The organism is Acidovorax sp. sif1233, assembly GCF_019218755.1.
In the GTDB taxonomy this organism is placed as follows: domain Bacteria; phylum Pseudomonadota; class Gammaproteobacteria; order Burkholderiales; family Burkholderiaceae_C; genus Acidovorax.
Map to the genome: position 1 here is coordinate 13,156 of NZ_JAHUWZ010000013.1, position 25,189 is coordinate 38,344.

Sequence of the window (25,189 nt, forward strand, 5' to 3'; positions counted from 1 at the left end):
TGAATTGCAATCCTCTACAATTCAAGCGTCAATATTTAGGTTGAACAATGACCACTTACCAAGATCTTCTCAAGCAGCGTGATGCACTCGATGCGCAAATCGCTGAGGTACGTAAAGGCGAATTGGCCAATGCGGTTTCGCAAGCTCGGCAGCTCGTTCAAGAGTTCGGCCTGACGGCTCAAGACATCTTCGGCGGGACACGCCAATCCAAGGTCAAGGGCACTACCGTTGCTGCCAAATACCGCGACCCATCTACGGGTGCAACCTGGAGCGGCCGGGGCAAGCCCCCACTCTGGATTGCTGGTAAGGATCGCGCGCAGTTCGCGATTGCTTGACCTGATCAACCTATGACCAGACGCGGCTCAAATGAGCCGCGTTTTGTATTTGGGGCCTCTGATCACTCCTGATTTGATCCCTCGTGCAATTGCTTGAACTTCCGAGAACGGATTTTCGTAATGTCATCGATTTGCTTGCTTTTCAAGGGGTAAATCGAAAGCCGTGCTTTTGATAATTCTCCTGACAACTTCGAAAGAAGTAATTCTCAGGAGGATTGCCTTGAAAGACTTCATCCCTGCTTCTCACCCGGCATCGCTGGAACACCCCAGCTCATGGACGCTCAGCGCGCGTCACTATGTCGGCGAACGTCACCCGCTGATCTCCCTCATCTACCTCGGCCTGGCACTGGGTTCGTTTTTGATGGGGGCCCATCTGCACATCGGCACGCAGGTGGGAGTTGATTCATACCCGGCAATGCTCTGCCTGAGTTTGCTGATGGGTGCAGGGGCCTCGGTGGTGACCTACCTTGAAGCACGCCCCCTCTTTGCGCCTGCGCCCACTGAGTACCTGCGTCTTCTTGACGGACAAAGGCTGCATCCCAAGGCCCACGGGATAGTGGACAGCCGCAAGTCAACAAACTCTTCCTTGCGGGGTATCGATCTGTGGTTGGTGCTTGTTATCCAGCTGCGATGGTCGCGGATTGCCTGTGTCTGACTTACCAGAGCCCCCGAAATGAGCCCTCAAACGAACACACGCCTGAATGTGATCCATACCCCGTCCACGTTCGAGCTGGGCGGGCTGCTGGTGGATATCGGGGGTGCCATCGACGGCCCCTGGTCACCAAACGAACCCGATGATCTGGGGCCGTTGATGCTGAACGAGCATCTTGACCCTGAAGCGCTCCGCAGTGAGTGTGCCGATCTGGTGCGGCGTAACCCTGGCCACTACCTTCGCCTCTTCGGCTCCATGTGCTTTACCGTTGTCCATGAGCTTGGCGATCTGGAACGAGGGTCTGAGGAAGGATGCGCGCTATGACGGAGGTCCTCTTCGAGGTTCAAGGCAAACCGGTAAAGCCCGGAGATACCCTTTGGGTTCATCCTTCACGCGAGCCCCGCGCCGGCACTCGTGTGAGGGCATTCCGCCCAGCAGTGAGGGGCGAAGCACTCATGCGTACAGACGATGGCGCCTTGCCCGTTGTGTCCATCGAATGCCTGTCGTGGAGTCCCTGGGCATTGAACCTGGTCGCGGAGGCTCGGAGATCTGCAGGCTCAGGAGAACGGAATCGCCAGGCCGATGCCGTGTGGGCCGACGCGATTGCCTGGGCTGTTGCGAATCCCGAAGATGCTGCACGGATCGCCGCATCCATCGCATCGGAACGGGCTGATGGGCTTTGATGACTCGCGATCAATCGCACCGCTGCGGTTGCATCTGGCCGACGCCCCTCTCCTGAGCCCCCATTACAAGGTCCATAGCTTTTCCGAGGAGGAGGGGACACTGCGTGTTGGCATGGAGTGCCAAGTAACACCTGGTGCGTGTCCTCACTGTGGGGGGAAGGGGGCGAAATCATGGGGCCGCAGAGAGCAGGTGATAGCTGACGTGCCACGTCGCGGCCGAGCAGTGCAGTTGACCATCACCTTCAAGCGATATCGCTGTTCGTCGCCCAGTTGCCGCAAGACCTTTTCCCAATCCTTGCCAGCGGTTGCTGACCACCGGGCCATGACCCAGCGTCTATGCCGGTGGGTGTGCGAACAGGCGCTGGACAGAACCTATGTGTCTATCGCTGCCGAGGCGAGGCTCGATGAGAAAACGGTGCGCTCTGTGTTCGCGGACCACCTCGCAAAGATGCGGCAACAGGTTCGCACGCTCGCTGCACCCTGCTTGGCAATCGTTCCGGTAACCGCCCTGAATGGCGAACGGTACGTGATCCTGAACACCACGCACGGGATGCTGATCGATGTCCTGGAGCATCGTCAGGAAGTCGGCCTCACGCAAACCCTCAAGGCACTGAAAGGAAGCGAGAAAGTTGGAAGCGTCAGTATCGGGTTTGATCCGATCGCACTCGCTGCTGTCCATGATGCTCTGCCTCAGGCAATCCCCTTCATTGACCCCGGCGAGGTCCAGGCAGTGCTGATGCAAGGACTGTTGACCGCCCGTGCTGCGGCGAGAGCGGCCATGACGCCATACTCATGCCGGAAGATGTCAGGCGATGTGGAGCTGCTCGAAGCATCGGAACAAAGTCTCACCGAAGACCAGCAACTGCGCTTGGAAGGCTGGTTTCATCAATCACCAGCCCTCGGAGAGGCCTACGAATTCAAAAGGGCTGTAATGGCCCTCTATGGGTCTGCGCAGCGGTTCGATGAGCCCCACCTAGCAGTGAAGTCCATTGAAGCTGCTTGGAGCAGTCTAGGGCCTGATAGCGCCCATCATTTCAGCTCGTTCCATCGGTTGTGGCCTCTGTGGGGGCGGTACATCGCCAACGCCTTCTGTCCCATCGAGGGATTGCGGTTTGCCATGGATGTGGCCACGGTCGGCGAGCTTCAGCAGATTGTGGAGCGCAGCGGACGCGGCAACTCCATCCAGGCGGTCCGCGCGAAGATGCTTTTTCCGCCCAGCGTGCCAGTCTTCTCAATGTCCGTCCCTGGGGCCAGTCTCACCCGCTTGAGAAGGCCACTGAGCCCCAAGTAGATCCCGTCTCAGTGGTTAAACTGAAATCGGAGAACTAACGAGACGGGGGATGCATGGCGTTGATGCAGGAACTATTGGCTTGGACAAAGGGGCTCCAAGCCTGGCAGAGTGACGCCTTGGCGCGCTTGCTGGCAAAGAAAGAGCTTTCGCCCGCTGATCAAGATGACCTTTATGCCCTTCTCAAGGTGGCACATGGCATACCTGATCCAGAGAAACGGGAGCCTTTGCCGCTTGCCGAAGACCAGATTCCGGCGCCGATCCAAGCTGAGACCGAAATCGAGTTGCTGGTCATCAAGAATTTGCGCAACGTCAACGCCATCGCTGAAAACCAGCAATTGGAAGTTGGAGCCAAGGGCTTGACGGTCATCTATGGCTCCAACGGAAGTGGAAAGTCTGGGTACTCGCGGGTCCTCAAGCGTGCCTGCAGGGCTCGCGACCAGGCAGAACAAATCCTCCCCAACGCCAATGTGGCTGGGGCCAAAATGGGTAACGCTCAGGCAACCTTCACCGTATGCGTGAATGGCCAGGTTGATGAATATCTATGGCAGCAAGGCAGGGAGGCGCCCAAGGAGCTGTCGGCCCTGTCGATTTTTGACACTCGGTGTGCGCGTGCCTACCTGGACAGCGAGGACGATTTCGCCTACGTGCCATATGGGCTCGATGTGCTGGATAGCCTGGCCAAGCTGTACCAGCAACTCAAGATCCGCCTTGAAGCCGAACAGCGTGAACATGCTGTAGATCTCCAGGTGTTCGCTCACCTCAAGGGAGAAACGGCAGTCGGAGGGTTGATTGATACCCTCTCAGCAAAGACCGATCCCGAAGCGGTGGAGGGCCTGGCCAACATCACCAATGAGGAGCTTCTACGAAAGCAGACATTGGAGGAAAGCCTCAAAGAGAACAACCCGAAGGAAAAGGCTGTCGCGCTGGGCGTCAAGGCGAAGAGGGTTGATGCCTTGGCGACCCGAGCCGAGGTGCTGGCTGGCGCCCTGGGGCTTGGAGCAATTGCGAAGCTCAAAGGCCTTGTGGATGAGTGCAGAGATGCACAGGCAGCTGCAGCCGTTGCCGCGAAGGCTTTCAAAGAGGGTGAGAGGCTGCTCCCTGGCACAGGAGGGCAGGCCTGGAGAGAGCTTTTTGATGCGGCCAAAAGGTTCGCTCTTGAATCCCATCCTGATTGCGAATTCCCTGACCTTGGGGTGGATGCAGCGTGTCCCTTGTGCCAGCAGCCCTTGGATGCCGGCGCTCAGCGGCTGCAGCGTTTCGAGGCTTTCATCCAAGCGGATGTAGAGCGCACAGCACAGGAGCGCAAAGAGGCCTTGGCCGTGGTTCTCGATCCCTTGGTCAAAATGGATTTGACGTTGAACCTTGATGCGATTACCGAGGCTGAACTGTCAGGACTGGACCCATTGCTGATTCCAGAGTTGCGTGAATTCGAGGGGCGTGTGCAGGCCCGCCATCTCTCCATTCTGAAGTCCGTAGAAACGCTCGACTGGGCGGGTCCAGCAGAAGAACTTATCAACCCTGGCGAGCGATTGCTGAAGCTCGAAATGGCTTTGAACCAGGAGGCTGAGGCGCTGGAACAAGCGGCAGACGAGAATGAGCGAAAAGCCCTTCTGGCTGAACTGAGCGAACTTCAGGCGCGCGAGAAGCTGGGCATGGTCAAAGATGCGGTGTTGGTCACAATCGCGAAACTCGAACATCGATTGAAGCTGACGAGCTGCCTGGCGTCGGTCAGAACCAACGGCATTTCACTCAAGGCGTCAGAACTGGCTGAAAAAGTAGTCTCCAAGGATCTTGAAGCAGCGTTGAACCGAGAGTTCAAGGCTCTGGGCGTTGGAAACCTCAGCGTGTCCCTGCAGAGCCGTGCTGACCGGGGCAGGGCACTTCACAAGCTCAAGCTGCAGCTACCGCAGGTCCGCAACCCTGCAGAGATACTGAGCGAAGGTGAGCAACGCGCCATCGCCATCGGCTCCTTCCTTGCGGAGGTGGGCCTGAGTGGCTCCAAAGGGGGTGTTGTCTTCGATGACCCTGTGTCCTCACTCGACCACAGCAGGCGCGAAAGAGTCGCACGGCGACTTGCCGTTGAGGCGAATCAGCGCCAAGTGATCATCTTCACTCACGACATTTACTTCCTGTGCTTGCTGGTGGAGGAGGCCAAGCAGGTGGGAGCCCCCGTTCTTACCCAGAGCCTCACGAAGCGACCGGAAGGATTCGGTGTTGCAGACCCGGAGTTGCCGTTTGAGGGTAAATCAGCCAGCAAAAGGATCAGCGCCTTGAAAGCCCAGCATCAGACCCTGGCCAAACTCTATCGCGAAGGGAACCAGGCTGAGCACGAGCGGATGACTGTGGACGCTTATTTCCGTCTCAGGATGGCTTGGGAGCGTGCAGTTGAAGAGGTACTGCTGCGCGAGGTCATCTTGAGGTTCCGCAAGGGCATTGAGACGCAGCGCCTACTGGGTGTGAGCGTTGAAGACGATGACTACGCCAAGATTACCGCTGGGATGTCCAAGTGCTCAAACTATGCGCATGACAAGGCCATGATTGGTGGCGTGGCTGTTCCTGAGCCTGACGAACTGCTGGCCGATATTCAAGCCCTAGACGAATGGCGAGCCACTGTCGTGAAGCGATCCGAGGAGACAGTCAAGAAGCGCAAGGCGGGTCCGGTTCCCGTATAGACACAGCGCTGGGCTCAGCCTCACGACAATGGTTCCGATATCGGATTTTGTGGTGGGGCTTCGCTGGAATTATCAGTTCATTTTTTAGACTGAATTGCAGGTTTCGGACGCGTAATGACTTCAGTTTCTATGGCCTGAACAAACTGCCGTATCAGGAGAGCCGTCGCCGTTACATAGGCCCGCGTGAAGTCGTTGAGCTTGTTGCCCTGTTTGTCGTAGCCGTTGCGATGCACGCAGTCGTGACGAAGAAGGATGGCCCTCATCAGGCTGTCCTTGTCCGCCGCAAGAGGCAGTATTCGAATTCCCAGTGCGATCCTATAGAGAACGTCCACCTTAGGTAGGTTGTGATACAGCATATCGCGCAGATATTCACGGACTTTTGCCTTGGCAAAGTCAGGGGTGGCTTTGATCGCCTCAAGGGTGAATTTCGCATCTGATAGCCCTTCAGCCTCAGCAATGAGGCGATCCTCGGCCTGCTGGTCAGACCCAACCTCCGCAATCAGTGTGTCGCAGAGATAGGCTTCAAGTATCACGATCTGTTGAGTGAAGAGCATCCGGTTGATGTTGGAACTCCCTTCCTCCGTGCCTCTTTCGTTGAGCAAGTCGATGGCTTCGGCGCTTGCTGTCAGAAATGACCGATAGGCGCTGTTTGGGAGCACATACTCCAACCAATTTTCAGGTTCTGGTTCTTCGTGTTGTAGGCCGAAGTCGAAGTCCTCGACCAGGATGTGCTGACCTACATTGGATTCGGTCATGTTTTCCGCGCCTTCTGGGTATTCCCATACCCCCCAGCTCATGAGCCCCAACTCCGGGTGTTCGACCATGGCTTCATGGTGGGAGGCTGGGCCCATTGGGCGTTCGTCGCCGCCTGCGTCTTGCCAGTCAAGTTCGTCGGCAGAAATTGAGTAGACATCCCCCGTCACGGCGTGGCGCACTCTCGCTGTGCCGTAGCAATAGATTTCCATGAGCAGACTCCCCGCAAAGTTGTGACGGGGAATTGTGGCACCTGGCCTGAGGTGTGCAGAGTTAGAAAGTTCGCGCTCTATCGTGCTGCAGGGCGAGGAAGGTGAGGCGCAATCTTGAGAATTTCTGGCCAGCGGGTTACTTCAGGTGCGGCGTACCCAAGCTGGCGAAGAGCCTGAATGGCCGTGACGATGTTGGGCACCACGTAGGCCTTCAGTGCGAGGTCAGGGGCTCCGCAAAGGGCAGGCAACGCCGTTTCCCATCCACGAAACATCGGCCACGGCGAAAGCATCTGTTTGCCGTTCTGGTGCATGACGCGAACCCAGCACTGCCCATCAGATCCCCGCAGGAGAGCAACAGAGGAGTTTTGGCGATGCTGCCATGGCCATGGGTGCTCTGGTGGTGGCGGCGGTGGTGGCGGGGCAGGCCTGCGAACGATGTTGAAGCTCGGCGCCCGTTCGCGCAACTCGCGCAGCCTTGCTTCAGCAGCCGCCATGGTTGCATCGTGTTCCGCCTTGAAGCGCGCCATCAGCTCTGCGGTGTTGTTCATGAGCAGTTGACGCTCATCCTCAGTCAGGGGCTTGCCATTCCCGCCTCCAGCTGAGTACGCGGGCAGTCCCAAGGCAGAGGCGCTACCAAATCTCTTGGCAAAGCAGGTGGAGCCCAGCACCAGGATCTGCCCGTTCTCCTCGACAACATGGATGGCCGCATACACGCCGTGTCCGCATCCTGGCTGCATGCATTGAACGCGCTTTTGAGGAAGCACGGCAACGATGGCGAGTAGGCGTGCGGGGCTGCTCATGCTGTGAAAAAACGGACCACAAGCCAGATCGCGACAGGCACGGCCAGGGTTACTGCGGCCAGATTGGTAGCAAGAGCCCAGGTCTGCAGCCTCCGCAGTCGCTGCAGGTCTTTCTCAAGAGCTTTCGTGTTCATCGGTGTTCGAGAAGTTGACTTTTGAACCTACAATTTATTGCAATTTTAATTGCAATTGCAAGTTCAATATTTAGCCTCTCACACACCATGAACGAATCGCTTGCCGCCTGGCAAAAGAACCATGGCTTTACCTACCAGCAGGCAGCAGAGGCTCTAGGGCTGGGCCGCACCATGTTCTGGAACTATCTCAAGCGCGATAGCTTGCCACGCCTGGTGGGTCTAGCGTGTCAGGGTGTCACTCTCGGGCAGTGCGTGCGCAACATCTCCGTTTGGCACGAGCGCCACAAGCACACCCTGGCTTCCGGCGCCGCAGCTCTGGGTATCAGCCGCGCCAGCTACTCCAAGTACCTGCACATGAGCCCCGAATTGGTACCCCGTACCGTCATGTTGGCCTGTGCCGCGTTGGATGAAGGCCTCGAACCCATTGGAGCAGGGGCAAGCCGTGACGGCCGACAGTGACTTCCTGGTGCCCGGTGGGCAGGTTCAAGCCCCAACCCACGAGGTCATGGGGCGCATCGAGCGCCGATGGGAAGGCCTGCGCGAACGCGTGGAGGCCAAGCTGCAGACGCTCAAAGGTGTGGATCGCAGGCAGGAATCCCGGCTCCTCGACCAAGCGGCCAAGGCCGGCACCGTGGCCAAGCGGGTGACATGGCTGCGCAAGGCGGCTGATAGCGTCACGGGCAGTGCTGCACCGTTGGCGGCATGCCGCAAGGGGTGCTCACATTGCTGCCATATCGCCGTGATGATCTCCAGAGCCGAGGCGCGGGTCATCGCCAAGGAAACTGGGGCGCCGATGAACCCGTTGGCAGGGAAGTACACCATGGCCAACGTGGATGGGGACAGCGAGAGCTACAAGGCGGCAACGCAGGAAGCGTTTGGCAAGCCCTGTACCTTCCTGAGGGATGACGGCTGCGGGATCTACTCCGTGCGCCCCCTTCAGTGCAGGCTTCTCCTGAACATGGATGAAGACGCATTGCTGTGCCAGCTCGTGGAGGGCGGCACCATCAACGTCCCTTACCTGAACACCCAGGAACACCACGTCGATTCGGTTGTCATCCTGGGGGCTCACCAGGATTACGACGACATCAGGAAATGGTTCCCGGTGACTGCGCAACCGTGAGCCACACCGTGCCGCGCAGTCATCTCGTGCTGCTCTATTCGTGGGCGGCGAGCAACTTCCATGTGCTGGTACCGAAACGGCGCGGCACTGGCTACCTGTCCGTTCCCTACGGGCATCACCCCATTCCTGGCCTTGACGCCATTGCGGATCGCGCTGGTGTCGATGTGACGGGGCTCGATGGGGCTCTTTGCTTCGAGTGTGGAGGCCGGGTCTTCCACGGCAACGAAAGCCTGCGTTCAGCTTTTGTCGCCCAAGTGGTCCCTGCGCTTGAGGCGCACTACGGTATGGCATCCCGCGAGGTCACAGAGGCTGACTTCTGGCGGTTGCACCCACTTTTCAGCCGGGAACGCTGACTAGGAAAAGGCAGCTGCGGCAGCCTGTATCTCGACCGAGGCAAGACCAGCCTGGCCCAGGGGCGCCGTTCAGCGGGGGGCATCATCAAAAAAAGCTAAGGAAGGTCTGCGCAATGCGCTTTGAGATGTGCTGATGCCGGGCGGCCAAACAGATTCGCTGCGATTTCTCGTCCGCAGACCGTCGCAGCGCTGTCAAAGGTCGGCTTTGCGGCCCGTTGGCCGTGTGCAGGCGCACTCATGCCTGCGCTCCAATCAAAGTTCGCCGCACCATCCACAGGTTGGACAGTGCAAACAGCGTGTGCAACTGCGCGGTGTTCTTGGCCAGGCCACGGTAGCGCACCTTCACGTGTCCGAACTGGCGCTTGATCACCCGAAACGGATGCTCGACCTTGGCCCGGATGCTTGCCTTGAGACGTTCGAGCTGCTCGCTCAGGTCCTCGACCAGACGGGTCTTGTCCAGTTTGCGGCGCTTGCCTGGGCGCATGGCGATGTTCCAGCGCACGCCGGCTTTGGCGTCGGGGCGCTTGTCTGCTCCCTGGTAACCGGCGTCGCCCCAGGCCTGCGTCTCCTGGCCGTGCAGCAGCGTGTTCGCCTCGACCACATCGCCCACGCTACCGGCCGTGCCTCGCACGGTGTGCACCAGGCCCGAGTCGGCATCCACACCAATGTGGGCCTTCATGCCGAAATACCACTGGTTGCCCTTCTTGCTCTGCTTCATCTGCGGGTCGCGTTCGCCCGAGGCATTCTTGGTCGAGCTGGGCGCGGCGATCAGCGTGGCGTCCACCACCGTGCCGGCGCGCAGCATCAAGCCCTTGGCGCCCAGCAGCTCGTTGACCAGCGCCAGGATCTGCGGGGCCAGCTTGTGTTCTTCCAGCAGTCGGCGGAACCGCAGGATCGTGGTCTCGTCGGGCAGCGGCGTGTCCCAGTTCAGGCCGGCGAACTCGCGGAACAGTGGCACGTCGTGCAACGACTCTTCCATCGCCGGATCGCTCAGCGTGAACCATTGCTGCATGAAGTGGATGCGCAGCATCGTCTCCACGGCAAACGGCGGGCGACCGCGCTTGCCCTCGGGCGCGTACGGCGTGATCAAGGCCACCAAGGCTGTCCACGGCACCACGCGTTCCATCTCCGCCAGGAACTCGCGCTTGCGTGTGCGCTTGGTCGTCAGGTTCAGGCCCAGGTCCGCTTGCTTCATGGCACCGATTGTCTTTGCATGCATGTGCCGATCAGCACATCGGGGCGCGATTTACGCAGACCTTCCCTAAACGTCACGTTTTCGCTTGCTTTTCAGCACCCTTTTGACCTATCCGGGGTTCCAGAATCAATGAAATTAAGACTGCGAAGGCAAACAGCCTGCGTAGTGAACAGCGAATTTCTATTGATTCATGACGCACTTGCATTCCGTTTACCTGCCATCGAAATCGACCACTGAGATTGCGGCGCAACCGTTGGAAGAGATCTGCTTTCAAACTTGCGTTGAGGCTGCAGAAATGGAGTGTTCACCAAATCCTGAAAGACGATGGGTACACCCCCTCAATAATAAGAATTACCTTCTATCTGACGATGGAAATTTCTTTGAAATTGATAGTGGTAGCAGGGTAAGACGCGGCAAAACTTTCAAGCGATCTGGATCGGCGAGCACAACTGTGATTTTTGGTGACCTACGCCCGAACCTCGGCGGATTGATGTTGGAGTCCTTTGGACATCAAAAACCAGGTAAATATGTTTACGTTGAGTTCCTCAATGGCGTAGAAGACGACTGCAGAATCTCGAATATGCGGTGGAGTGCCCCTGGTACGCGCCTGGACTCAAGGGCGTTGCTGTCCATTTATTTGCCAAATATCTCCAAAGACTTTCTCTACTCACAGGATCAAAAATTCACAGAAATGTCCCTTAGCGCAGAATTATTGTCTTTGCTGCGTAATGAGTGTCAGATGGCGGACACCCTTCGATGGGCTGTGAAGTTCGGCGTCCGAACTTACTTTCTTTCCGATCAAGGTCACTGTATCTCCGTGCAGGAATACCGCCCCAGGGGTAAACCTCGCTATCTTGGTACGAAAACAGCCACGCGTTATCCGGTGAAGATTCGTGGTGTCTTCTATGGTTATAAAGTGGATTGCGCCAAAGAATATTTGCTAGGACCACTGTTGCTGGATTCATTTGTCGGTCCACGGCCAAGCAACTCTGCAATAGCCAAATACCGCAATGGCAACCATGATGATGCACGGGTTGAAAACTTGTTTTGGGTCGAACGCACAGACACTTTGCCTCTTCGCCCAGTCGCAGAGCGTCCATTGACTTGGGAAGAGACTTCCAAAATGGTGTTCTCAGTTTTTGAAAATCAGTATGGGTCGATTCTGAGTACATTGGAACAGAGGTGGAGCGATGCCGCTGGGCGTTCAGTATTAATCACCGAAATATTGAATGCTGTTGTGGATGTGCTCGATAAGACAGCAGAATTGGCTCTTGGATTTGCAGGGACCACAAGGATGCGTATCAAGAAGGTCTTCGACACCTTTGATATTCCATTTCCTTGTGGCATCAATGCTGATGTTCTCATTGCACTTCAGCGTGTTCATGGGCGTTTCTTGCAGATGCCTGATGCGGTCAAGTTTTGCGAGGCTGTGGATGCGCCTGGGCTCGTCAAGGTTGAGGCGGGAATTGAAATAAATCCGGTTCAACTGCTTTTAGATACCGCTGTGGCGCTTAAAAGCATTGATTCAAAGATAAAGCAGGAGCCATTATTTCTTGGCAAGGCTGCTTTTCGCTTGTCAAACTTGTGCAGTATTGAGTTGTCGATGCTGAAAGCTTGGGAAGCCTCTGTCCCAAATTCAACGGTCTAGATATGCCTTCCACGATGAAACATTCAGACCTGTGCAAGCTCGCTGTGGGCTGGCTCAAACGGCCGTTTTCTCGCGGAGGCCACGGCTGCACAGTCGCCATTGACGAGTGCCGTACTGGCTGGAGCGGTGAAATCCCCGATGCCGTGGGCTACAGATACTCCGGCATGCAGGACACGTCCATGGATGGAACTGTCCTGGTCGAGTGCAAGGTCTCTCGCTCGGACTTCCTGGCAGACAAGGCCAAGCCTCACAGGCATGCGGGTGGCATCGGTAACTGGCGCTACTACATGGCCCCCGAGGGGCTCATCTCGCCAGAGGAGCTGCCTGAGAAGTGGGGCCTGGTGGAGGTGAACGCCCGTGGTCATCTGAAGACCCGAGTCGGCGCGTACACGGATTCCAACTACGAACTGCAGCGCCAGCGTCTGGCCGCGATGCGACATGAATCGGAGACTGCGCGCGAGTTCTTCCTCTTGGTCCGCATGTTCGACAGGATCTGCGACCCAGAAAAGTTCGTGGACATAGGCAAGGAGCGAAACCGCCTTGCCTTCCGGGTGACCGACCTCCAGCAGGAGCTTCGCCTCGCTGAGCGGAAATCTGAAACGCTTGAAGTGCAGATCTTCAACCTGCTCGATGAGCTGGCCCGCTATCGAGGCATGCATGGCGAATTGCCGCCTCTGCAGGCCTCGCCCCTTTTTTTAACCCCAACCTGAAAGGCTCCCATGAAGAAACTCACCGTCAACGATCTGCCCAACCTGAGCGAGAGCGACAAGGGCATCGTTTTCAACTACTTTGGCGCACTGAGCAGTATTGCGCGCCGTCGCAAGCAGGCCTTCGCGCTGGCGATCTTTGGCTGCTTCGTCATCGGCCTGTCCTATTTCATTGACAGCGCTGCAGCAGACATCACGAGCGAGTACGCGTGGATTCCAGCCCTGCAATGGGTGACCAAGGTACTCCCTGCCATTGCCTTCCCCGCGCTGGCATTCATGAGCCTGTGGGGTGCAAGCACCCAGCAGCGCACAGCCGGTGGCCTTGAGCACAAGCTGGCAGATCGCGGTCTGGATGTGTCGGGTCTGAGCGGGCCAGATGTGTTCAAGCACCTCGCAATGCCGGCTTGAGCATCAAGGATTTAGAGACATCTGTAACTGACATAGAAGCCGGGGACTCGAAGGTATGCCAATCAAGGCGAAATTATTTCTTTTGGCCGTTTTTATTGGCCTTGCCAGTGTGGTGGCAACTCTCTACGAAAGCCATCAAAAACAGGTCAAAGTTGACACTGCTGTCAGTCGAGCCCCGGCCCTTATCAAAGAGGATTTCTTGAGGTGGTCAGGCATTAGCTCGGTCGATGGAGAGGCCTTGCAGTGGATTGGGGCCGACAGCGAAATCCTCTACGTTCAGAGAGATTATTCGGGATTGAATTTCGAGTCGATGTCTTTTCGGAACTGGCTTGTCTGGGCCAAAACACCGGCAGGGCGCATCTACAAGGTTCACTATTGGATTGACGGTGATGCGACCTTGCATTCCAAATCGCAACCCATGCCTGGTAGTCAGGCTTCTCTTGTCGATGTGCTGGTTAAAGATGGGCAGGTTGACCTTATCCGCAAGCTTGGTTTGCCCTTGAAGGTGGGCTAGTTCACTTTTGATTGCAATGCGATCACCCATGATTTGCGGCTGGATCACGGGCTGATCCATGTGCTCCTCACCGAGGGGCTCGCAACTTGCTAAATAATTGCCATGGCAAACTTTATGCCCATAAAATACCTGCCATGGCAAAGAGAACCGGTACCCCTGTCAATCCCGTTCCGGTGGATGTCCACAACGCACTGCAGAGCATGGCAGATCGCGCCACCGTGGCGCGCAAGGCGAGAGGCCTGACTCAGGCCGACCTGGCGCGTCTATCCAATGTGGGGCTCAGCACCATCTCTTCCATTGAGGCTGGGCACGATGGCGTCACACTTGCAAGCTTGCTCAAGGTTCTCTCTGCACTGGACTTGCTGGAACAGGCCGACCAGATCTTCTGCTTGGAAAGAGACCCGGCCATCGTTGAGTACGGGCGGGAGAGGCTATCGAAATGGGGAGGAGGCCGACGATGACTGTTCTCCTTGCCCATCCAAGTTTTTGAGGAGCAACATGCTTGAGCTTTGGACGATTTACGACAGCCCGATAGATCTCCCCGGTAGTTTCGTGGCCCGCAAATGGGTGCTGGACAAGCCGACGAGTGAACTTTTGCAAGACAAGACGCTGGAGGGGCTGCGGGCGAAGCTTCCGGCTGGCCTGCACTGCATGCCGCGCTCGCCTGGGGATGAGCCCCAAATCGTTGAGACCTGGATGTGAATGGGGGCCTGATGACGGGAGAGCAGTTCGACACGATTGCCAGGATGATTCGGGCCCGTGAGCCCGCGCGCTCAGCGGCGCGGCTGGTCCTGGTGGATGGCTTGACGCAGGCCGAAGCGGCCCGCAGGCACAAAATGGAGCCCAATGCGCTGAACAATGCGGTACGCCGGTACCGCGAGTTCGACAGAGCGATTCGAGAGGCCTACGGGCTCAATGGGGGGCTCTGAGATGGATAGCCAGAACCTGTTCCCGGATCTGGAGGAGCCCCCAGTCACTCGCGGACGTAAGGGGCGTGGCAAGGCATACGCCACGGCGGCCATTGGCTCTTCTGCTCCATTGCCAGCGTCTGTGGTCGATCCGCTCGTCGCCGAGCGCACGGTCTTCAATGCGGATCGCACTCACAGGATGACCCTGTTTCGCCACTGGGGGGACATTGAGGACTTCGCCTGCGGCATTTGCATGAATCCATCCGGCGCGGCTGAGGACGTGAGCGACCCCACGGTGGATGGAATGTGCCGCCGCGCTCAGTTGCACTGGGGCGTTGGCGCGTACTACCAGCTCAACGTGATGTCCATTCGCGGAACCTATTCTGCAGATCTGGCCAAAACCAAGGTTGTGAACCTGCCCGAGAACGACGAGTGGATTCGCCGCATCGCTTCCAAGGCTCGCCTTGTGGTCGTGGGCTGGGGAGTGCCGGGGCTCAAGTCGGGCCGCGCAGAGGCCGTTGAAAAGATCCTGCTGGAGGTGTGTGATCCCGCCAAGGTTTTCTGTTTCGGCCGCAACATCGATGGCTCCCCAAAGCATCCTTTGTACCAGCGGACCGCTGCGCCACTGCTGCCGTACTTTTCGTGATGAGGTGAGGGTGCTGCAACTCGCTGTGCGCCTTGATATACACGTTATAACGTGTATATAATCGGCCCATGCGCAAGCAGTCCTGAAATGTCAGCACTCATGGATGCTGGTTGCCCTCGTGGGGGGGCGCCATTTCCAGCGTGCAGCAAGACTCTCAACAAGGAAAAGGAAAGACCGTGAACCCAACAGAGGCCATAGCAGTATTGCGATCTATCCAGGCCCACCACGAGACAACCAGGGGGATTCAAATCGGGTTCTTCATGAAAGATGCGACGGTTGCGCTGGGCAGCTTTGCGCAGGCATCGCACATGCTGACCATGTTGATGGTGGACGGATTGATCGGATCTGAGCCAGTGCTGATGAACGGCGAGGTACACACCATCTACCGTGTGGCAGATGCAACGCCACCCACATCGCCTGTTATGCATTGAGGGGCAGGACCAAGAAACCGTAAACGAGCAGTTCGAAGCAAATACTGAGAGGAACCCGTTATGTCCCCGATCCCTGAAGAACTCGTGGAGCAGGCTGTAGAAACATTGAGGCCACTCAACCGAGCAAGTCCGACTACGCTGGAGCGCTTATTGAAGGTGCACTACCACACGGCGGTAGCGCTACTTGAAGAACTTGAAACGAGGGGTGTAGTCGGGCCCGTGATCGGGAAACTCGGTGAAAGAAGAACTATTGCGTTTAGGACGGCAGTCGAATGAGCCTCCAGATGGCCCAGGCGAGACGCTGCTGAAGGGTGGTCAAATGAGAATCTCAACTGTGGAGGGGCGCTTCGAATGAACAAACTGTCTTTGCCCGTGGTGCTGGCCGCGATGTGTCTTTCGGCATGCAGCGGTGGTGGGGCAAATAGCGAGAAGCTGATCGGAAGCTGGACTTGCGACGGTCCGTCCCGTCCAAACATGGAGTTCAAGGCAGGTGGGCTGTATCTCAAAGACACCCTCGGCGATCCCAACTCGCCACAGGCAAGCGGGCGGGCATCGACGGAGATCAATGGGACATACAAGATCGACGGCAGCAGCGTGACCATGACGCCGACCCAGTTTCGTTTGGCCGTTGAGCCCCAAGACCTTGCGATATTTCTACAGGCGTCACACGGCGGTCAAGGCCGTTTGACTCACATCCGTGGCACTACTTTTGAACTCGCACCAGGCAAAGACCAGACAGTGATGAGCTTCAAGTTCGAAGGCAACTCTGCGACGTTCCAGGTCACGAAACTGATCGACGCAGAGGGCAAGGAGGTCAAGCACCCCAATGGCGCTTGGAAGCCCTTCGAGTGCGTGAAGTCGTCATCGGGCTCCAAGCCGTGATGCTGGTCTGAAAACTCACGAGCCCCTGGTCATGCCCATCACGAAACGCCCTTGCTCAAACTGCCCTTTTCGCTGTGACGGCGAGGGTATACCGCTGGAGCCTGGACGGATCGAGGGAATCGTTTCGGGCCTGCTCCGAGACGACCAGCAGACGTTTGTGTGCCACAAGACGTTGGACTCCTCCACTCAGCGTATGACGTGCGCCGGGGCCATCGGCGTGATGTCAAAGCTAGGCCGACTGCCGGTGATCGCGAGGCTTGGGCTGGTCTACGGCGTCATCACGACCGCCGACATCGATGCGAGTGCCGCCATGGTCATTGATCCGACTACGCTGGATCTGGCCCAGGCGGATATTGAAACGGAATAGGGGGCTCTATGGTTTTCGAGAACATGCGCAAGGAACTGAGCGAACTGGTGGGCCTGGTCCGCATGAGCGAGCGCTATTGCACATCGGTGGCCGTGCGCTCCGATCTGGCCACCGATGAATCGCACGCGGCCGAGGTGAAGCGTGAACAGCGGATTGCCGAGCTTTCCGCCAAGTTCGGCATCACGTCCTGAGGAGATGACGAAATGCAGACACACACGATCTTCCAACCGCTGCGCCGTGACGACACCATTCACGGCGAAAGCTACTACCTCGCATCCGAGGTCGATGCGGTCCTGGGTGCTGGCTCAACCGCGCCTGCAGATCCCATGAAGGCAGCATTCGAGGCCAAGTACCACCGGGACTGGGAAGACCCCTCAGGCGATGAAATGAAGGCCATCTGGGCAGATGCATGGGCTGCAGCCAAGGCCGTTCAGCAACCCCCATCCTTGGCAGGGCGTTGAAGGTGGGTTGGTTCAAGCGAATTGCGCTCTGGTTTTCTCCCAGAGACAGGTTCATTGCCCAGCAGCAGGCCTTGGGGAAGACGCCGGAGGAAATCGATCTCCTGCTCAGGCTTCATGAGTCGCGCCAGTGGCTGGATACGAGGCGGCGAGAACTCTATGAGCAAGAGAACCCACCACCTCAGCTTCGCTTTGTGGATGTCACACCTGGCGCGCTCGAAGACGATACGCCTCGCTCCGAGCTGGACATTTTTGGGCATCGGCGTGAAATGGCGGAGTACGAAGCTGGGTACCAGGCCGTGCTCGCCGATGAGCACGAGGAGCTACAACGGGAGTTTGCGGAGCAAGAGGCTGCTCAGCACAGTACCCCAAAGGGTAGAACATGATGCCCCCCGCCGAATTCGCTGCCCGCGCATTGGAAGCCTTGGATGCTCTGCCCTTGGAGGTCCTGCACGGCATGCCGCTGGAGTGCGATGGCGCCTCTCAAGCCCTTTCCCAGATCCTGCTGCATGCCGGGATCGACCACGCGATCCACATTGGAAGCCTCACGGTGGATGGTTCAGGGCACATCCCTTTGCACTGGTGGGTGACCCTGCCCACTGGTCAGTGCTGCGACATCCGGGCCCGCATGTGGCTTGGGGATGCACCGGGGGTCCCCCACGGCGTGTTTCTGCCCACCGCCGCCCAGCACTACCAGTCCAAGGCCATGCGTGCGCCAGTCAAGACAGCGGTGCTCTTCAGCATTCTCACTTCGCAGGACCTGGACGCCTTCGTTGCATCCATCGCCTCGGCCGCTCCTGTCCATCGCCTTACCGCCGCGTGACGCTGGCGCTCCACCCGTCGAACACACCCCAACAACGTGCCCCAATGAACGCCCTGCAGCCCCTTGTTTACCCCGTGATCCATCACCTGGATGCTCCAACCACTTTTTCCGAAATCCAAGTTGCACGAACATGCGGCGCGGACGGTGTATTCCTGATCTCGCATGACGGGGCGGATCTTGAATTGGTGGAAGTTGCTCGGACCGCCATCCGGGAGAACGCGGGGTTCCCGATAGGCCTGAATCTACTCTCCATGGGTTGCGTCCAAGCCGCGATGATGGCGCTGGAGGCGGGGTCGGACATGCTCTGGGCCGACGATATGGGAGTGGACTCGCAGGGGCTCACGGCTGAAGGCCAGGAAATGGCCACCATTGCCCGTGACCATCCCCGTCTGCAGCTCTTCGCCAGCGTTGCCTTCAAGTACCGCCCGCACGAGCCGAATCCGGTCGGAGCAGCTGCTCACGCCCGTGCCGCAGGATTCATCCCCACCACCAGCGGCGATGCCACCGGCCACGCACCGGACCCGCAGAAGATCTTTGCAATGGGGGAGGGCGGGGCTCTGGCCATCGCCAGCGGCATGACCCCGGAGAACGTGGCGACCTACGCGCCGGCACTGACGCACATCCTGGTGGCGACGGGGGTATCCCGGACGGAGCATCACATCGACCCTGAAAAGCTCACCGCGCTCATTGGAAAGCTCAGGCAAGGAAGTGCTGTTTGAGCGGGGCTGCGAAGGCACAATGAAATCACAGCCTGTCTAATCACATCCGAGGGATCGAACCACATGCCCCATCAGCTTCGCCGCATCATCGCCATCAACATCAGGAACCCCAGCGACAGCAACCCTTCGGGGCGGATCTCTGAGCTGGACCCACGCGGCGGTGTTCTGGCGGTGGGTGACAACGGGGTGGGCAAGACCACTTTTCTGCGCCTGATCCCTCTCTTCTATGGTGCTACCCCCTCCCAGGTCCTGAAGGGTTCCGGGAAGGCGTCCATGATCCGGCACACGCTACCCGACCCCAGCAGCGCGGTGGCCTATGAGTACGAGCGGGAGAGTGACTCACATCTGCGCACGGTGGTGATGTATGCCAAGGATGGCGAGGACATCCCGGACTTTCGGATCGTCTCAGCCGGGTTTGATGAAACCTTCTTCTACGACGAGAACAACACGTTTGTGACGCGCTCGGAGTTCGCCCAACGGCTCCATGCGCGCAACATCAACGTCTCGCCCGTCCTGCAGCTCAACGAGTACCGCAGCGTCATCCTGAATGAGCGCATGAGCAGCAAGAACGCCAAGCAGATGATGCTGTTGGCCCGCGATCACTCTTTGGGACCACGCCCCCTGCGAAATCTCAACCAGATTGCAGCCGCGATGGCGAATGAGAAGATCAGCTTTCGTGACCTGCAGAACATCGTGCTGGAACGCGTGGCCGAGGACCAGGCCACGGAATCGAAGCGTCAGAACGTGCGCGAACTCAAGCAGCGCCGGGAGGATGTGACCACCTGGTTGGACAGTCGCACCCACATGGCCGATATCTTGAAGCGCAAACCCGACGCTGACCGGATGAAGGAACGCATCGGCCGCATCAAAGGGGTTCACATGGAGCTGTGCTCGCTCCATGTGGCCGTCAAGGCAGCACTCGCCCAGGCGGCAACGGACCAAGAACGGTTGACCAGTGAGCGCAAGGCCCAGGCAGAGGCCTTCGATCAGGCGCTTAGTGCTTTGGGCAACGAAATCACGGAGGCAGAGCAGAAAAAGACCGAAGCCCATGGCGATTGGCAGCGCCTCAATGAAGCGTTTCTGGCCGTGAACAGTCGCCAGAATCACTTCGACCGGATCGATGCGAAGACCCTTGAGGCCAATGAATCCAGGGAGGCCGCACTTCGGCAGCAGGCGCGGGACAAGGAGAAAGAGCATGAGCGCCTCACCTCTGCATCGGGTTCTCTCCAGACCGAATACGAGAGGCGCTGTCTCGAAATCGAGCAGTCCGCACAGCGTCAGCAAAATGAGATCGCTGAGCGCAAAGCCACAGCACAAAGCGCGGGGCTCAAAAAGCGTTTGGCCCTCGGTGAAGCCAAGGACGCGGACTTGCAGGCGCTGGAGGAGCCCCCCAGGCTCGCCGAGATCGCCAAGGAGCGCACCCGCCTGGCCACCCGCGAAGGCGAGATCAACCAACAGATCAAAAACCCCGCTGCCACGGATGAGACCCTTGCTGCACAAGAGGAGTCTGAGGCCATTCTCGAACAGCGCCGCAAGGATTTCGACGCAGCCAGGGAAACCGCCTTGGCACGCGATAAAGATGAGGCCCAGGCTCGCGGTGAGCTTGAAGCGGCTGTCAAGGCCGTGGAGGGTCTTGAGGCCAGTCAGAAAGCGCTGCTGGACCACATTGATGCCCTGACCGCCCAGGTCACCCCGGAACCCGGTTCCTTGCTCGCCTTCATCCGTGCAAGCGACGACCCTGTATGGCCCCATGCCAGCAAGCTGATCGCGGAGGCAGTGATCCACCGAACCGACCTCTCACCAGTGATGCTGGACATCCCAGCCGCACAGAGAGGCGAGGAGGGGGCCGTGGTGGTGGGCAATGCCACGGTGAGCACTCAGGAGCTACCCCTGCCTGAGTGGTTCTCGATGGATTCGGTGCGCCACCAGCTTGAAACTGCAAAAGGCCAGCTCGCAAACATCAACGCGTCGGTGGACAAAGCGGCAGACCATGCAGAAACAGCCCGACTGAAGCTGAAGCAGGCCGGTACCGACCATGGCAGGGCGGTAGCTAACCTTGGTTTGGCGAAGTCGGCCTTTGATGCTGCGGTCACAGAGAAAGGACGCCTCGACAGCCTTGTGAAGACCGAGCGTAGCGCGGCAGAGACCCAGGCTAGGAAGGACCTTGTTGCTTTGCAGGCGGCTCTCACAGCCCTTGGCAAAGAAGACCACGGCATCCGCGAAGGCGTCAAAAGAAATCGCCAAGCAATCCATGCGGAATACAAGCTCAAGGCCGAGACTCTGGAAGCCGAGATGACGAGTGCGATCAACAAGCTGGATGCCGAGGCGCAGGGAGTTGAAGCGACCCTCAAGACCGATCTGAACAACGCTCGACAGGACTACGAGCGCAAGCTGGCTGGCATGGGGCTCGATACCGTGCGGATCAATGCCGTGGAGGGAGAGCTGCAAGAGCTGCGGGCCCAGCTTGAAGCGATTGCCAACAACCGGCATGAGGTGGCTGCGTGGAAAAAATTCTGCACGGAGGAGCTACCGCACTTTGAAACCACCCGGCGCAGGGTGGGAGATCTGCACACCGCTTTTCTGAAGGCGTCTGAGCGCCTTGGGAATCTTGAAACCAGCCGAAATGATCTGACCAAGGAGGCCAAGGAGGTGCTTGATGCCCTCGACGGGCAGATTTCAACCGCCGCCAATGACGCACAGCGCTTGGAGGAATTGCGCGCCCAGAAGCTCAAAGACTATCTCGACTTTGTGCCCAGCAGCGCCCACACCGGGCGCTCCATGCTGGAACTCGACCAGGAGGTGACCCGCAAACTCCGCACGCTGGTGGATGAGGCTGCGGCCCTTCGCAGCGAGGTCCTGTCCCTGCGCAATGAGTTTGAGAAGAAGGAGGGCGGGCCCAATGACTGGCTCAAGCTCAAGCGCAAGGAGCTACCTGACCGGCAGACCCGTCTGGAGCACGAGTACCTGTGGCTCGAAGCGGAGCAGCTGTGCGACTGGTTTGAACGCACTGAATGCGGGAGCTTCATCGAACAGCTCACCCACCAGATGAACGGCTTCTTCGAAAACGCCAGCGTGTTCGTGAGCCGTCTGGACACCTTCGACCGCCTGGTGGCGACGTTCAACACCGAGCTGGGCAGGGCGCTGGCCACGGCCGAGCACTTCGAGCGCTTCAAGAACCTGAGCGTGCGCGTCACATCGAGCGTGGGCCAGCAGGCGTTCCTCTCGGTGCTGCGCAAGATGCGGGACAAGAGCCCCACGATTTCGCTCACAGGGCGCGCGTACTCCCGTGTCGGCATGGAGCTGCCCTCGGATGAGGATACCGCCTTGGTCCGCGAGTACAAGGAGATCCTGCGCTCCGATGGTGGGGTGCAGGTGGACCTGAACGAGCAGGTACGCCTCGAATTCAGCCTCTATGAGAACGGCAAGCGCTCCGTCATCAGCAATGAGGAGGAGTTCCGGGCGGTGTCGTCCAACGGCAATTCCGCCCTCATTACGGCCATGTTCCTCATGGGCTTCGTGCAGATGATCCGGGGCTCCTCGCCGGTCCGGTTGGTGTGGGTGACCGACGAATTGGGCCGGTTTGACGCCAAGAACGTCGGCGCGTTCCTCAAGACCCTGGCCCTGAACAACATCGACGTGATCAGCGCCAGCCCCAGTGTCGATCCGGCGCTCGCGCGCCACTTCCCGCGCCTGAGCCTGTTCGAGAACACCGGGGCGATCTTCACCAACGAGACCCACGAACTGGAGGCCGAGCATGAACTCGCTTAAATCCGCGCTCAAGCTGCTCGCCAAGGGTGAGTTTGTCTGCAAAGTCCGGTTTGAGAGTGAGTACGAGGCACTGGCGACACAGGAAGGCCAGCAGCAGGCCCAGGAATGGCTATCGGCCGTGGGGTACCGGCTGGCGCGTCTCCACGACGAGGGGGCGTTCTTTATGGCCTACGACGAATCGCCCACCACCGACACCCGTGCTCGCATCCGGGAAGAACTCAAAACGGTGCGCCACCGGCTGATGCCCTATGTGGGCTTCTTCAACCTGTTGCGGGAGGCGCAGGGGAGCGATCCGCAGCTCCACGCGGGCGACGTGGTGTGGTTGACCGAGATCAGTGAGGCCGTGCGCAACTCCTCCGCGCTGGAGCGGCGTCTGGCCGACATGCGCGAACTCGCCGATAACCGGGTGACGGACAGCGGTGCAACGGTGTTCCGCGTCCAGAAGATGTTCAAGATCCTGGAGGACGCGGGCTACCTGCAGCAGACCAACGAGGTGAGCAAGGGCTACACCTTCACCGGCAAGGTGGACTACCTGCTCCAGCTCATTGCCTTCATCAACGAAAACACCCCCCACATCTCTGATGAGCAGGTGGTGGACCAGATCGACCCCCAGGCGCGGCTGGAAGAGGCTGAGGCTCCCGAGGCGGGGGCTGCATGACCTCCTCACCGACCAAGGACGTACTGAAGACGCTCTACCAGCATGCCGATGTGGTGGAGCAAACCCGGCGCGACGGCATCATTGTGCCGGCGCAAGATGCCCCGCAGGCGTCCGTGGGGGCTCTGCGGCAGGCCAACGCCCTGCGCCCTGCGGGGGAGGATGGATATCGGCTGCACCCCAAGCTGCGCGACTTCCTGAACGACCACCTGCAGCTCTTCCCGGCCTACCAGACCCTGGCCGAGATCGGTTCGCGCATAGGCCAGGCGAATCAGCTCTGGAATGAGGTGGACGATCTGTTTCGCGCCAAGGACTACAGCGCGGTGGAGAACATCGTGGAGACCATCGAATCCACGGTCTTTGATATCGGCGACAGTGTGGAGCGCAACCTGCTGTACATGCATACGCTCCTGTCCACTCGCTACGGTAACGTGCGCACGCTGGAGGCCAAGAAGTCGCAGAACCGCTTCTACCAGCGCGAAGCCAACATCCTCGCCCAAGACATGTCGCGCATGGCTGCTGTCTTTCACAAGATCGAGAGCGAGGCAACCGCTCGCGGGATGCCCGAGCTGGCCAAGTTCGTCCGCATGAACCTGCAGGCTCACCTGCAGACCTGGCAGCATGCCATGGCCGAGATGCAGGCGCAGTTGTCGCGGGAGATCTTCCGCATCCGGGAGGTGGAGGACAGCCACAAGCATCTCGCGCGCCTGGATCTGCTCATGCGCCAGCAGCCTTCATGGCTGGGATTCGAACTGGACCCTTCGGCGCGCATCCCCGACTTCTTTCTGGCTGCGCGCCTGCCGGATTTCGCGCCCCAGATCGAGCCGCAGGACACCGACCACCAGTTCGTGGAGGCCATGGTCAAGGAGGTGGCAGCGCTCCCTCCGCAGCCTGTGGAGCCCCAACCCAAGGAGATCAAGCGCTTCAAGCGGGTAGTGGACGAGCGGCCCGTGAAAAAAAAGTCCGATGCCGCGATTGCGCTGGACAGGCTGGCCGGTGCCGCCAAGCGCGCAACGGACAAGTTCTCGCTGGCTGAATGGCGCGAGACCGACGACCTTGCCAAGACCCTGCAGCCCCATATCTGGCTGGGCTTTGCCGTTCTCGCACTGCGGGAGCAGAAATACCGGGTGGAGGTGGTATCGAGCCCCGCGCGCCCCGGTGAGCGGTTCCGGCACCGGTTTCACGATGCGATGGTCCATCCGGCCTCGGTAGCGGGGTCCGTGAAGGCATGAACCAGCAGCAGGTGACGTTCCTGAGGCGGCTGATCGAGACTGAGCCGTCTTCCCGGCCCTTCGGCGTGACCGCCGAATACCTGCTCAATGCCGAGGGCCTCGGGAAGGTCCAGGGGAGAAGGGTGGTCTACACCCAGACAGACTTTGCGGCGGCGCGCAATCTGCTCAAGGCGCGAGGCTTTGAGCCATCGCGCCAGGTGGAGCCGGTACCGCGCAGTCAGGTGCAACCTGGTGAATCCGAGAAATGGGGCTCCCTGCGCGTCTCTGAGGGCCTGGTGGCGGTGGTGCCGTTGGGCCTGCCGGGGGTTCAGATCCCCACGGGGAGCATGCTGTGCATGGATGTGCGCCAAGCGCTGGCCTTGCCCTACGAGGTCCTCGTGTTCTGCGAGAACCTGGAGCCCATGCTGCGGCTGCACCATTACCAGTGGCTCGCGGGATTCCTCAAGGGGCGCCCCGCGCTGGCACTGTTCCGGGGTGCGCCTGGGTATTTCCGCACGGACATGGCGAACGAGCTGCTGGTGCAGGACCATCGTCCCGTGCTGGCGTTCTTCGACTTCGATCCCAAGGGGCTGTCCATGGCCACTTCGGTGCCACGGCGCGAGGCATTGTGTTTGCCGCCGCTGGACAGTCTGGAGGCGGCTGTCAGGGCGCAACGGCGGAAGAGTCTGTATCTGGGGTCCGTGGAGGTGTCACGGCCTCATCTGGAAGCCCAGCCTGCAGGTGGCGACGTGGGGCTCGCTTGGGGGCTCATGAAAAGGTTGGAGATGGGGCTCGATCAGGAGCATTTTCCCGTTCGTATTGGAGGCGATTTTCCTGAATGAGT

At 59.0% G+C, this 25,189-nt stretch carries 33 protein-coding genes; 29 read left to right on the plus strand and 4 right to left on the minus strand.

All coding sequences use genetic code 11. The features are described from left to right. Window positions 1-47: 47 nt before the first annotated feature. The 5 genes from KW843_RS25580 (at window position 48) to KW843_RS25600 (ending at window position 5,633) form a co-directional block, all read left to right on the plus strand. The gene (locus tag KW843_RS25580) at window positions 48-335 is read left to right on the plus strand and encodes an H-NS family nucleoid-associated regulatory protein (RefSeq protein WP_121944202.1); all 288 of its coding nucleotides are present in this window, start codon (window positions 48-50) and stop codon (window positions 333-335) included. A 220-nt stretch (window positions 336-555) separates the two neighbouring features. Then, entirely contained in the window at window positions 556-990 is a 435-nt protein-coding gene (locus KW843_RS25585; protein ID WP_218297938.1) for a hypothetical protein, read from the plus strand. A gap of 18 nt (window positions 991-1,008) precedes the next feature. Further along, entirely contained in the window at window positions 1,009-1,311 is a 303-nt protein-coding gene (locus tag KW843_RS25590) for a hypothetical protein (RefSeq protein ID WP_218297939.1), read from the plus strand. A gap of 471 nt (window positions 1,312-1,782) precedes the next feature. Beyond that, on the plus strand, window positions 1,783-2,961 hold the full coding sequence (locus tag KW843_RS25595; RefSeq protein ID WP_255594959.1) for a transposase: 1,179 nt from the start codon (window positions 1,783-1,785) through the stop codon (window positions 2,959-2,961). A gap of 53 nt (window positions 2,962-3,014) precedes the next feature. After that, entirely contained in the window at window positions 3,015-5,633 is a 2,619-nt protein-coding gene (locus KW843_RS25600) for an AAA family ATPase (protein WP_218297941.1), read from the plus strand. A 77-nt stretch (window positions 5,634-5,710) separates the two neighbouring features. On the opposite strand, the gene KW843_RS25605 is transcribed toward KW843_RS25600, so the two are convergent. From KW843_RS25605 to KW843_RS25615, 3 genes are all read right to left on the minus strand, one after another. Continuing rightward, a complete protein-coding gene (locus tag KW843_RS25605; protein ID WP_218297942.1) occupies window positions 5,711-6,598 on the minus strand; it encodes a hypothetical protein in 888 nt (295 codons plus the stop codon). 77 nt (window positions 6,599-6,675) lie between these two features. Beyond that, complete coding sequence (locus KW843_RS25610; RefSeq protein WP_218297943.1) at window positions 6,676-7,398, minus strand: hypothetical protein; 723 nt, start codon at window positions 7,396-7,398, stop codon at window positions 6,676-6,678. Next, a complete protein-coding gene (locus tag KW843_RS25615) occupies window positions 7,395-7,532 on the minus strand; it encodes a hypothetical protein (protein WP_218297944.1) in 138 nt (45 codons plus the stop codon). Before KW843_RS25615 ends, KW843_RS25610 begins: the two co-directional genes overlap by 4 nt. Window positions 7,533-7,619: 87 nt before the next feature. Between KW843_RS25615 and KW843_RS25620 the strand changes: the two genes are divergently transcribed. From KW843_RS25620 to KW843_RS25630, 3 genes are read left to right on the plus strand one after another with little or no spacing between them, the layout of a single operon-like run. After that, window positions 7,620-7,991 carry a hypothetical protein gene (locus KW843_RS25620; protein WP_218297945.1) on the plus strand — a complete coding sequence of 124 codons (372 nt, stop codon included), beginning with the start codon at window positions 7,620-7,622 and terminating at the stop codon, window positions 7,989-7,991. Further along, the gene (locus KW843_RS25625) at window positions 7,975-8,652 is read left to right on the plus strand and encodes a YkgJ family cysteine cluster protein (RefSeq protein ID WP_218297946.1); all 678 of its coding nucleotides are present in this window, start codon (window positions 7,975-7,977) and stop codon (window positions 8,650-8,652) included. The genes KW843_RS25620 and KW843_RS25625 overlap by 17 nt, the downstream gene beginning before the upstream one ends. Further along, on the plus strand, window positions 8,649-9,005 hold the full coding sequence (locus tag KW843_RS25630; RefSeq protein ID WP_218297947.1) for a hypothetical protein: 357 nt from the start codon (window positions 8,649-8,651) through the stop codon (window positions 9,003-9,005). Before KW843_RS25625 ends, KW843_RS25630 begins: the two co-directional genes overlap by 4 nt. Before the next feature lie 235 nt (window positions 9,006-9,240). Here KW843_RS25630 and KW843_RS25635 read toward each other — a convergent pair whose 3' ends face one another. Next, window positions 9,241-10,200 (minus strand): IS5 family transposase, encoded by a 960-nt coding sequence (locus tag KW843_RS25635; protein WP_218297948.1) that lies wholly within the window; start codon window positions 10,198-10,200, stop codon window positions 9,241-9,243. A gap of 190 nt (window positions 10,201-10,390) precedes the next feature. On the opposite strand from KW843_RS25635, the gene KW843_RS25640 reads away from it, so the two are divergent. The 21 genes from KW843_RS25640 (at window position 10,391) to KW843_RS25740 (ending at window position 25,187) form a co-directional block, all read left to right on the plus strand. Further along, a complete protein-coding gene (locus KW843_RS25640) occupies window positions 10,391-11,848 on the plus strand; it encodes a hypothetical protein (RefSeq protein ID WP_218297949.1) in 1,458 nt (485 codons plus the stop codon). 14 nt (window positions 11,849-11,862) lie between these two features. Continuing rightward, the gene (locus KW843_RS25645) at window positions 11,863-12,558 is read left to right on the plus strand and encodes an adenylosuccinate synthase (RefSeq protein WP_218297950.1); all 696 of its coding nucleotides are present in this window, start codon (window positions 11,863-11,865) and stop codon (window positions 12,556-12,558) included. A gap of 9 nt (window positions 12,559-12,567) precedes the next feature. Continuing rightward, window positions 12,568-12,963: a hypothetical protein gene (locus KW843_RS25650; protein ID WP_218297951.1), complete on the plus strand. Its 396-nt coding sequence runs from the start codon at window positions 12,568-12,570 to the stop codon at window positions 12,961-12,963. A gap of 55 nt (window positions 12,964-13,018) precedes the next feature. Beyond that, window positions 13,019-13,477, plus strand: a complete 459-nt coding sequence (locus KW843_RS25655; RefSeq protein ID WP_218297952.1) for a hypothetical protein — start codon at window positions 13,019-13,021, stop codon at window positions 13,475-13,477. A 134-nt stretch (window positions 13,478-13,611) separates the two neighbouring features. Beyond that, window positions 13,612-13,938: a helix-turn-helix domain-containing protein gene (locus tag KW843_RS25660; protein ID WP_218297953.1), complete on the plus strand. Its 327-nt coding sequence runs from the start codon at window positions 13,612-13,614 to the stop codon at window positions 13,936-13,938. A 37-nt stretch (window positions 13,939-13,975) separates the two neighbouring features. Then, the gene (locus KW843_RS25665; RefSeq protein ID WP_218297954.1) at window positions 13,976-14,179 is read left to right on the plus strand and encodes a hypothetical protein; all 204 of its coding nucleotides are present in this window, start codon (window positions 13,976-13,978) and stop codon (window positions 14,177-14,179) included. 11 nt (window positions 14,180-14,190) lie between these two features. Next, a complete protein-coding gene (locus KW843_RS25670) occupies window positions 14,191-14,406 on the plus strand; it encodes a transcriptional regulator KorA (protein WP_218297955.1) in 216 nt (71 codons plus the stop codon). Window position 14,407: 1 nt separating this feature from the next. Next, on the plus strand, window positions 14,408-15,031 hold the full coding sequence (locus tag KW843_RS25675) for a DUF1643 domain-containing protein (RefSeq protein ID WP_218297956.1): 624 nt from the start codon (window positions 14,408-14,410) through the stop codon (window positions 15,029-15,031). A gap of 176 nt (window positions 15,032-15,207) precedes the next feature. Then, a complete protein-coding gene (locus KW843_RS25680) occupies window positions 15,208-15,462 on the plus strand; it encodes a hypothetical protein (protein WP_218297957.1) in 255 nt (84 codons plus the stop codon). Window positions 15,463-15,522: 60 nt separating this feature from the next. After that, entirely contained in the window at window positions 15,523-15,738 is a 216-nt protein-coding gene (locus tag KW843_RS27040) for a DNA translocase FtsK (RefSeq protein ID WP_218297958.1), read from the plus strand. 75 nt (window positions 15,739-15,813) lie between these two features. Continuing rightward, the gene (locus KW843_RS25690) at window positions 15,814-16,344 is read left to right on the plus strand and encodes a hypothetical protein (RefSeq protein ID WP_218297959.1); all 531 of its coding nucleotides are present in this window, start codon (window positions 15,814-15,816) and stop codon (window positions 16,342-16,344) included. Window positions 16,345-16,375: 31 nt separating this feature from the next. Beyond that, complete coding sequence (locus tag KW843_RS25695) at window positions 16,376-16,711, plus strand: hypothetical protein (protein WP_218297960.1); 336 nt, start codon at window positions 16,376-16,378, stop codon at window positions 16,709-16,711. Between the two features lie 8 nt (window positions 16,712-16,719). Next, window positions 16,720-16,902: a hypothetical protein gene (locus KW843_RS25700; RefSeq protein ID WP_218297961.1), complete on the plus strand. Its 183-nt coding sequence runs from the start codon at window positions 16,720-16,722 to the stop codon at window positions 16,900-16,902. Window positions 16,903-16,914: 12 nt separating this feature from the next. Further along, complete coding sequence (locus KW843_RS25705) at window positions 16,915-17,172, plus strand: hypothetical protein (RefSeq protein WP_218297962.1); 258 nt, start codon at window positions 16,915-16,917, stop codon at window positions 17,170-17,172. A 2-nt stretch (window positions 17,173-17,174) separates the two neighbouring features. Continuing rightward, the gene (locus KW843_RS25710; RefSeq protein WP_218297963.1) at window positions 17,175-17,555 is read left to right on the plus strand and encodes a hypothetical protein; all 381 of its coding nucleotides are present in this window, start codon (window positions 17,175-17,177) and stop codon (window positions 17,553-17,555) included. Continuing rightward, window positions 17,552-17,992 (plus strand): hypothetical protein, encoded by a 441-nt coding sequence (locus tag KW843_RS25715; protein ID WP_218297964.1) that lies wholly within the window; start codon window positions 17,552-17,554, stop codon window positions 17,990-17,992. Before KW843_RS25710 ends, KW843_RS25715 begins: the two co-directional genes overlap by 4 nt. A gap of 44 nt (window positions 17,993-18,036) precedes the next feature. Further along, window positions 18,037-18,711, plus strand: coding sequence for a hypothetical protein (locus KW843_RS25720; protein WP_218297965.1), 675 nt, complete (start codon window positions 18,037-18,039; stop codon window positions 18,709-18,711). A 63-nt stretch (window positions 18,712-18,774) separates the two neighbouring features. Further along, window positions 18,775-22,479 (plus strand): ATP-binding protein, encoded by a 3,705-nt coding sequence (locus KW843_RS25725; RefSeq protein ID WP_218297966.1) that lies wholly within the window; start codon window positions 18,775-18,777, stop codon window positions 22,477-22,479. Further along, window positions 22,466-23,137, plus strand: coding sequence for a hypothetical protein (locus tag KW843_RS25730; RefSeq protein WP_218297967.1), 672 nt, complete (start codon window positions 22,466-22,468; stop codon window positions 23,135-23,137). The genes KW843_RS25725 and KW843_RS25730 overlap by 14 nt, the downstream gene beginning before the upstream one ends. After that, complete coding sequence (locus KW843_RS25735) at window positions 23,134-24,366, plus strand: hypothetical protein (RefSeq protein WP_218297968.1); 1,233 nt, start codon at window positions 23,134-23,136, stop codon at window positions 24,364-24,366. The genes KW843_RS25730 and KW843_RS25735 overlap by 4 nt, the downstream gene beginning before the upstream one ends. Then, on the plus strand, window positions 24,363-25,187 hold the full coding sequence (locus tag KW843_RS25740; protein WP_218297969.1) for a hypothetical protein: 825 nt from the start codon (window positions 24,363-24,365) through the stop codon (window positions 25,185-25,187). The genes KW843_RS25735 and KW843_RS25740 overlap by 4 nt, the downstream gene beginning before the upstream one ends. Window positions 25,188-25,189: the final 2 nt, after the last annotated feature.

Coding starts and splice junctions, on each gene's coding strand:
- KW843_RS25580 (WP_121944202.1), top strand. CDS start 48: ATGACCACTTACCAAGATCTTCTCAAGCAGCGTGATGCACTCGATGCG.
- KW843_RS25590 (WP_218297939.1), top strand. CDS start 1,009: ATGAGCCCTCAAACGAACACACGCCTGAATGTGATCCATACCCCGTCC.
- KW843_RS25595 (WP_255594959.1), top strand. CDS start 1,783: ATGGAGTGCCAAGTAACACCTGGTGCGTGTCCTCACTGTGGGGGGAAG.
- KW843_RS25600 (WP_218297941.1), top strand. CDS start 3,015: ATGGCGTTGATGCAGGAACTATTGGCTTGGACAAAGGGGCTCCAAGCC.
- KW843_RS25605 (WP_218297942.1), bottom strand. CDS start 6,598: ATGGAAATCTATTGCTACGGCACAGCGAGAGTGCGCCACGCCGTGACG.
- KW843_RS25610 (WP_218297943.1), bottom strand. CDS start 7,398: ATGAGCAGCCCCGCACGCCTACTCGCCATCGTTGCCGTGCTTCCTCAA.
- KW843_RS25615 (WP_218297944.1), bottom strand. CDS start 7,532: ATGAACACGAAAGCTCTTGAGAAAGACCTGCAGCGACTGCGGAGGCTG.
- KW843_RS25620 (WP_218297945.1), top strand. CDS start 7,620: ATGAACGAATCGCTTGCCGCCTGGCAAAAGAACCATGGCTTTACCTAC.
- KW843_RS25635 (WP_218297948.1), bottom strand. CDS start 10,200: ATGAAGCAAGCGGACCTGGGCCTGAACCTGACGACCAAGCGCACACGC.
- KW843_RS25640 (WP_218297949.1), top strand. CDS start 10,391: ATGACGCACTTGCATTCCGTTTACCTGCCATCGAAATCGACCACTGAG.
- KW843_RS25645 (WP_218297950.1), top strand. CDS start 11,863: ATGAAACATTCAGACCTGTGCAAGCTCGCTGTGGGCTGGCTCAAACGG.
- KW843_RS25650 (WP_218297951.1), top strand. CDS start 12,568: ATGAAGAAACTCACCGTCAACGATCTGCCCAACCTGAGCGAGAGCGAC.
- KW843_RS25655 (WP_218297952.1), top strand. CDS start 13,019: ATGCCAATCAAGGCGAAATTATTTCTTTTGGCCGTTTTTATTGGCCTT.
- KW843_RS25660 (WP_218297953.1), top strand. CDS start 13,612: ATGGCAAAGAGAACCGGTACCCCTGTCAATCCCGTTCCGGTGGATGTC.
- KW843_RS25665 (WP_218297954.1), top strand. CDS start 13,976: ATGCTTGAGCTTTGGACGATTTACGACAGCCCGATAGATCTCCCCGGT.
- KW843_RS25670 (WP_218297955.1), top strand. CDS start 14,191: ATGACGGGAGAGCAGTTCGACACGATTGCCAGGATGATTCGGGCCCGT.
- KW843_RS25675 (WP_218297956.1), top strand. CDS start 14,408: ATGGATAGCCAGAACCTGTTCCCGGATCTGGAGGAGCCCCCAGTCACT.
- KW843_RS27040 (WP_218297958.1), top strand. CDS start 15,523: ATGTCCCCGATCCCTGAAGAACTCGTGGAGCAGGCTGTAGAAACATTG.
- KW843_RS25690 (WP_218297959.1), top strand. CDS start 15,814: ATGAACAAACTGTCTTTGCCCGTGGTGCTGGCCGCGATGTGTCTTTCG.
- KW843_RS25695 (WP_218297960.1), top strand. CDS start 16,376: ATGCCCATCACGAAACGCCCTTGCTCAAACTGCCCTTTTCGCTGTGAC.
- KW843_RS25700 (WP_218297961.1), top strand. CDS start 16,720: ATGGTTTTCGAGAACATGCGCAAGGAACTGAGCGAACTGGTGGGCCTG.
- KW843_RS25705 (WP_218297962.1), top strand. CDS start 16,915: ATGCAGACACACACGATCTTCCAACCGCTGCGCCGTGACGACACCATT.
- KW843_RS25715 (WP_218297964.1), top strand. CDS start 17,552: ATGATGCCCCCCGCCGAATTCGCTGCCCGCGCATTGGAAGCCTTGGAT.
- KW843_RS25720 (WP_218297965.1), top strand. CDS start 18,037: ATGAACGCCCTGCAGCCCCTTGTTTACCCCGTGATCCATCACCTGGAT.
- KW843_RS25725 (WP_218297966.1), top strand. CDS start 18,775: ATGCCCCATCAGCTTCGCCGCATCATCGCCATCAACATCAGGAACCCC.
- KW843_RS25730 (WP_218297967.1), top strand. CDS start 22,466: ATGAACTCGCTTAAATCCGCGCTCAAGCTGCTCGCCAAGGGTGAGTTT.
- KW843_RS25735 (WP_218297968.1), top strand. CDS start 23,134: ATGACCTCCTCACCGACCAAGGACGTACTGAAGACGCTCTACCAGCAT.
- KW843_RS25740 (WP_218297969.1), top strand. CDS start 24,363: ATGAACCAGCAGCAGGTGACGTTCCTGAGGCGGCTGATCGAGACTGAG.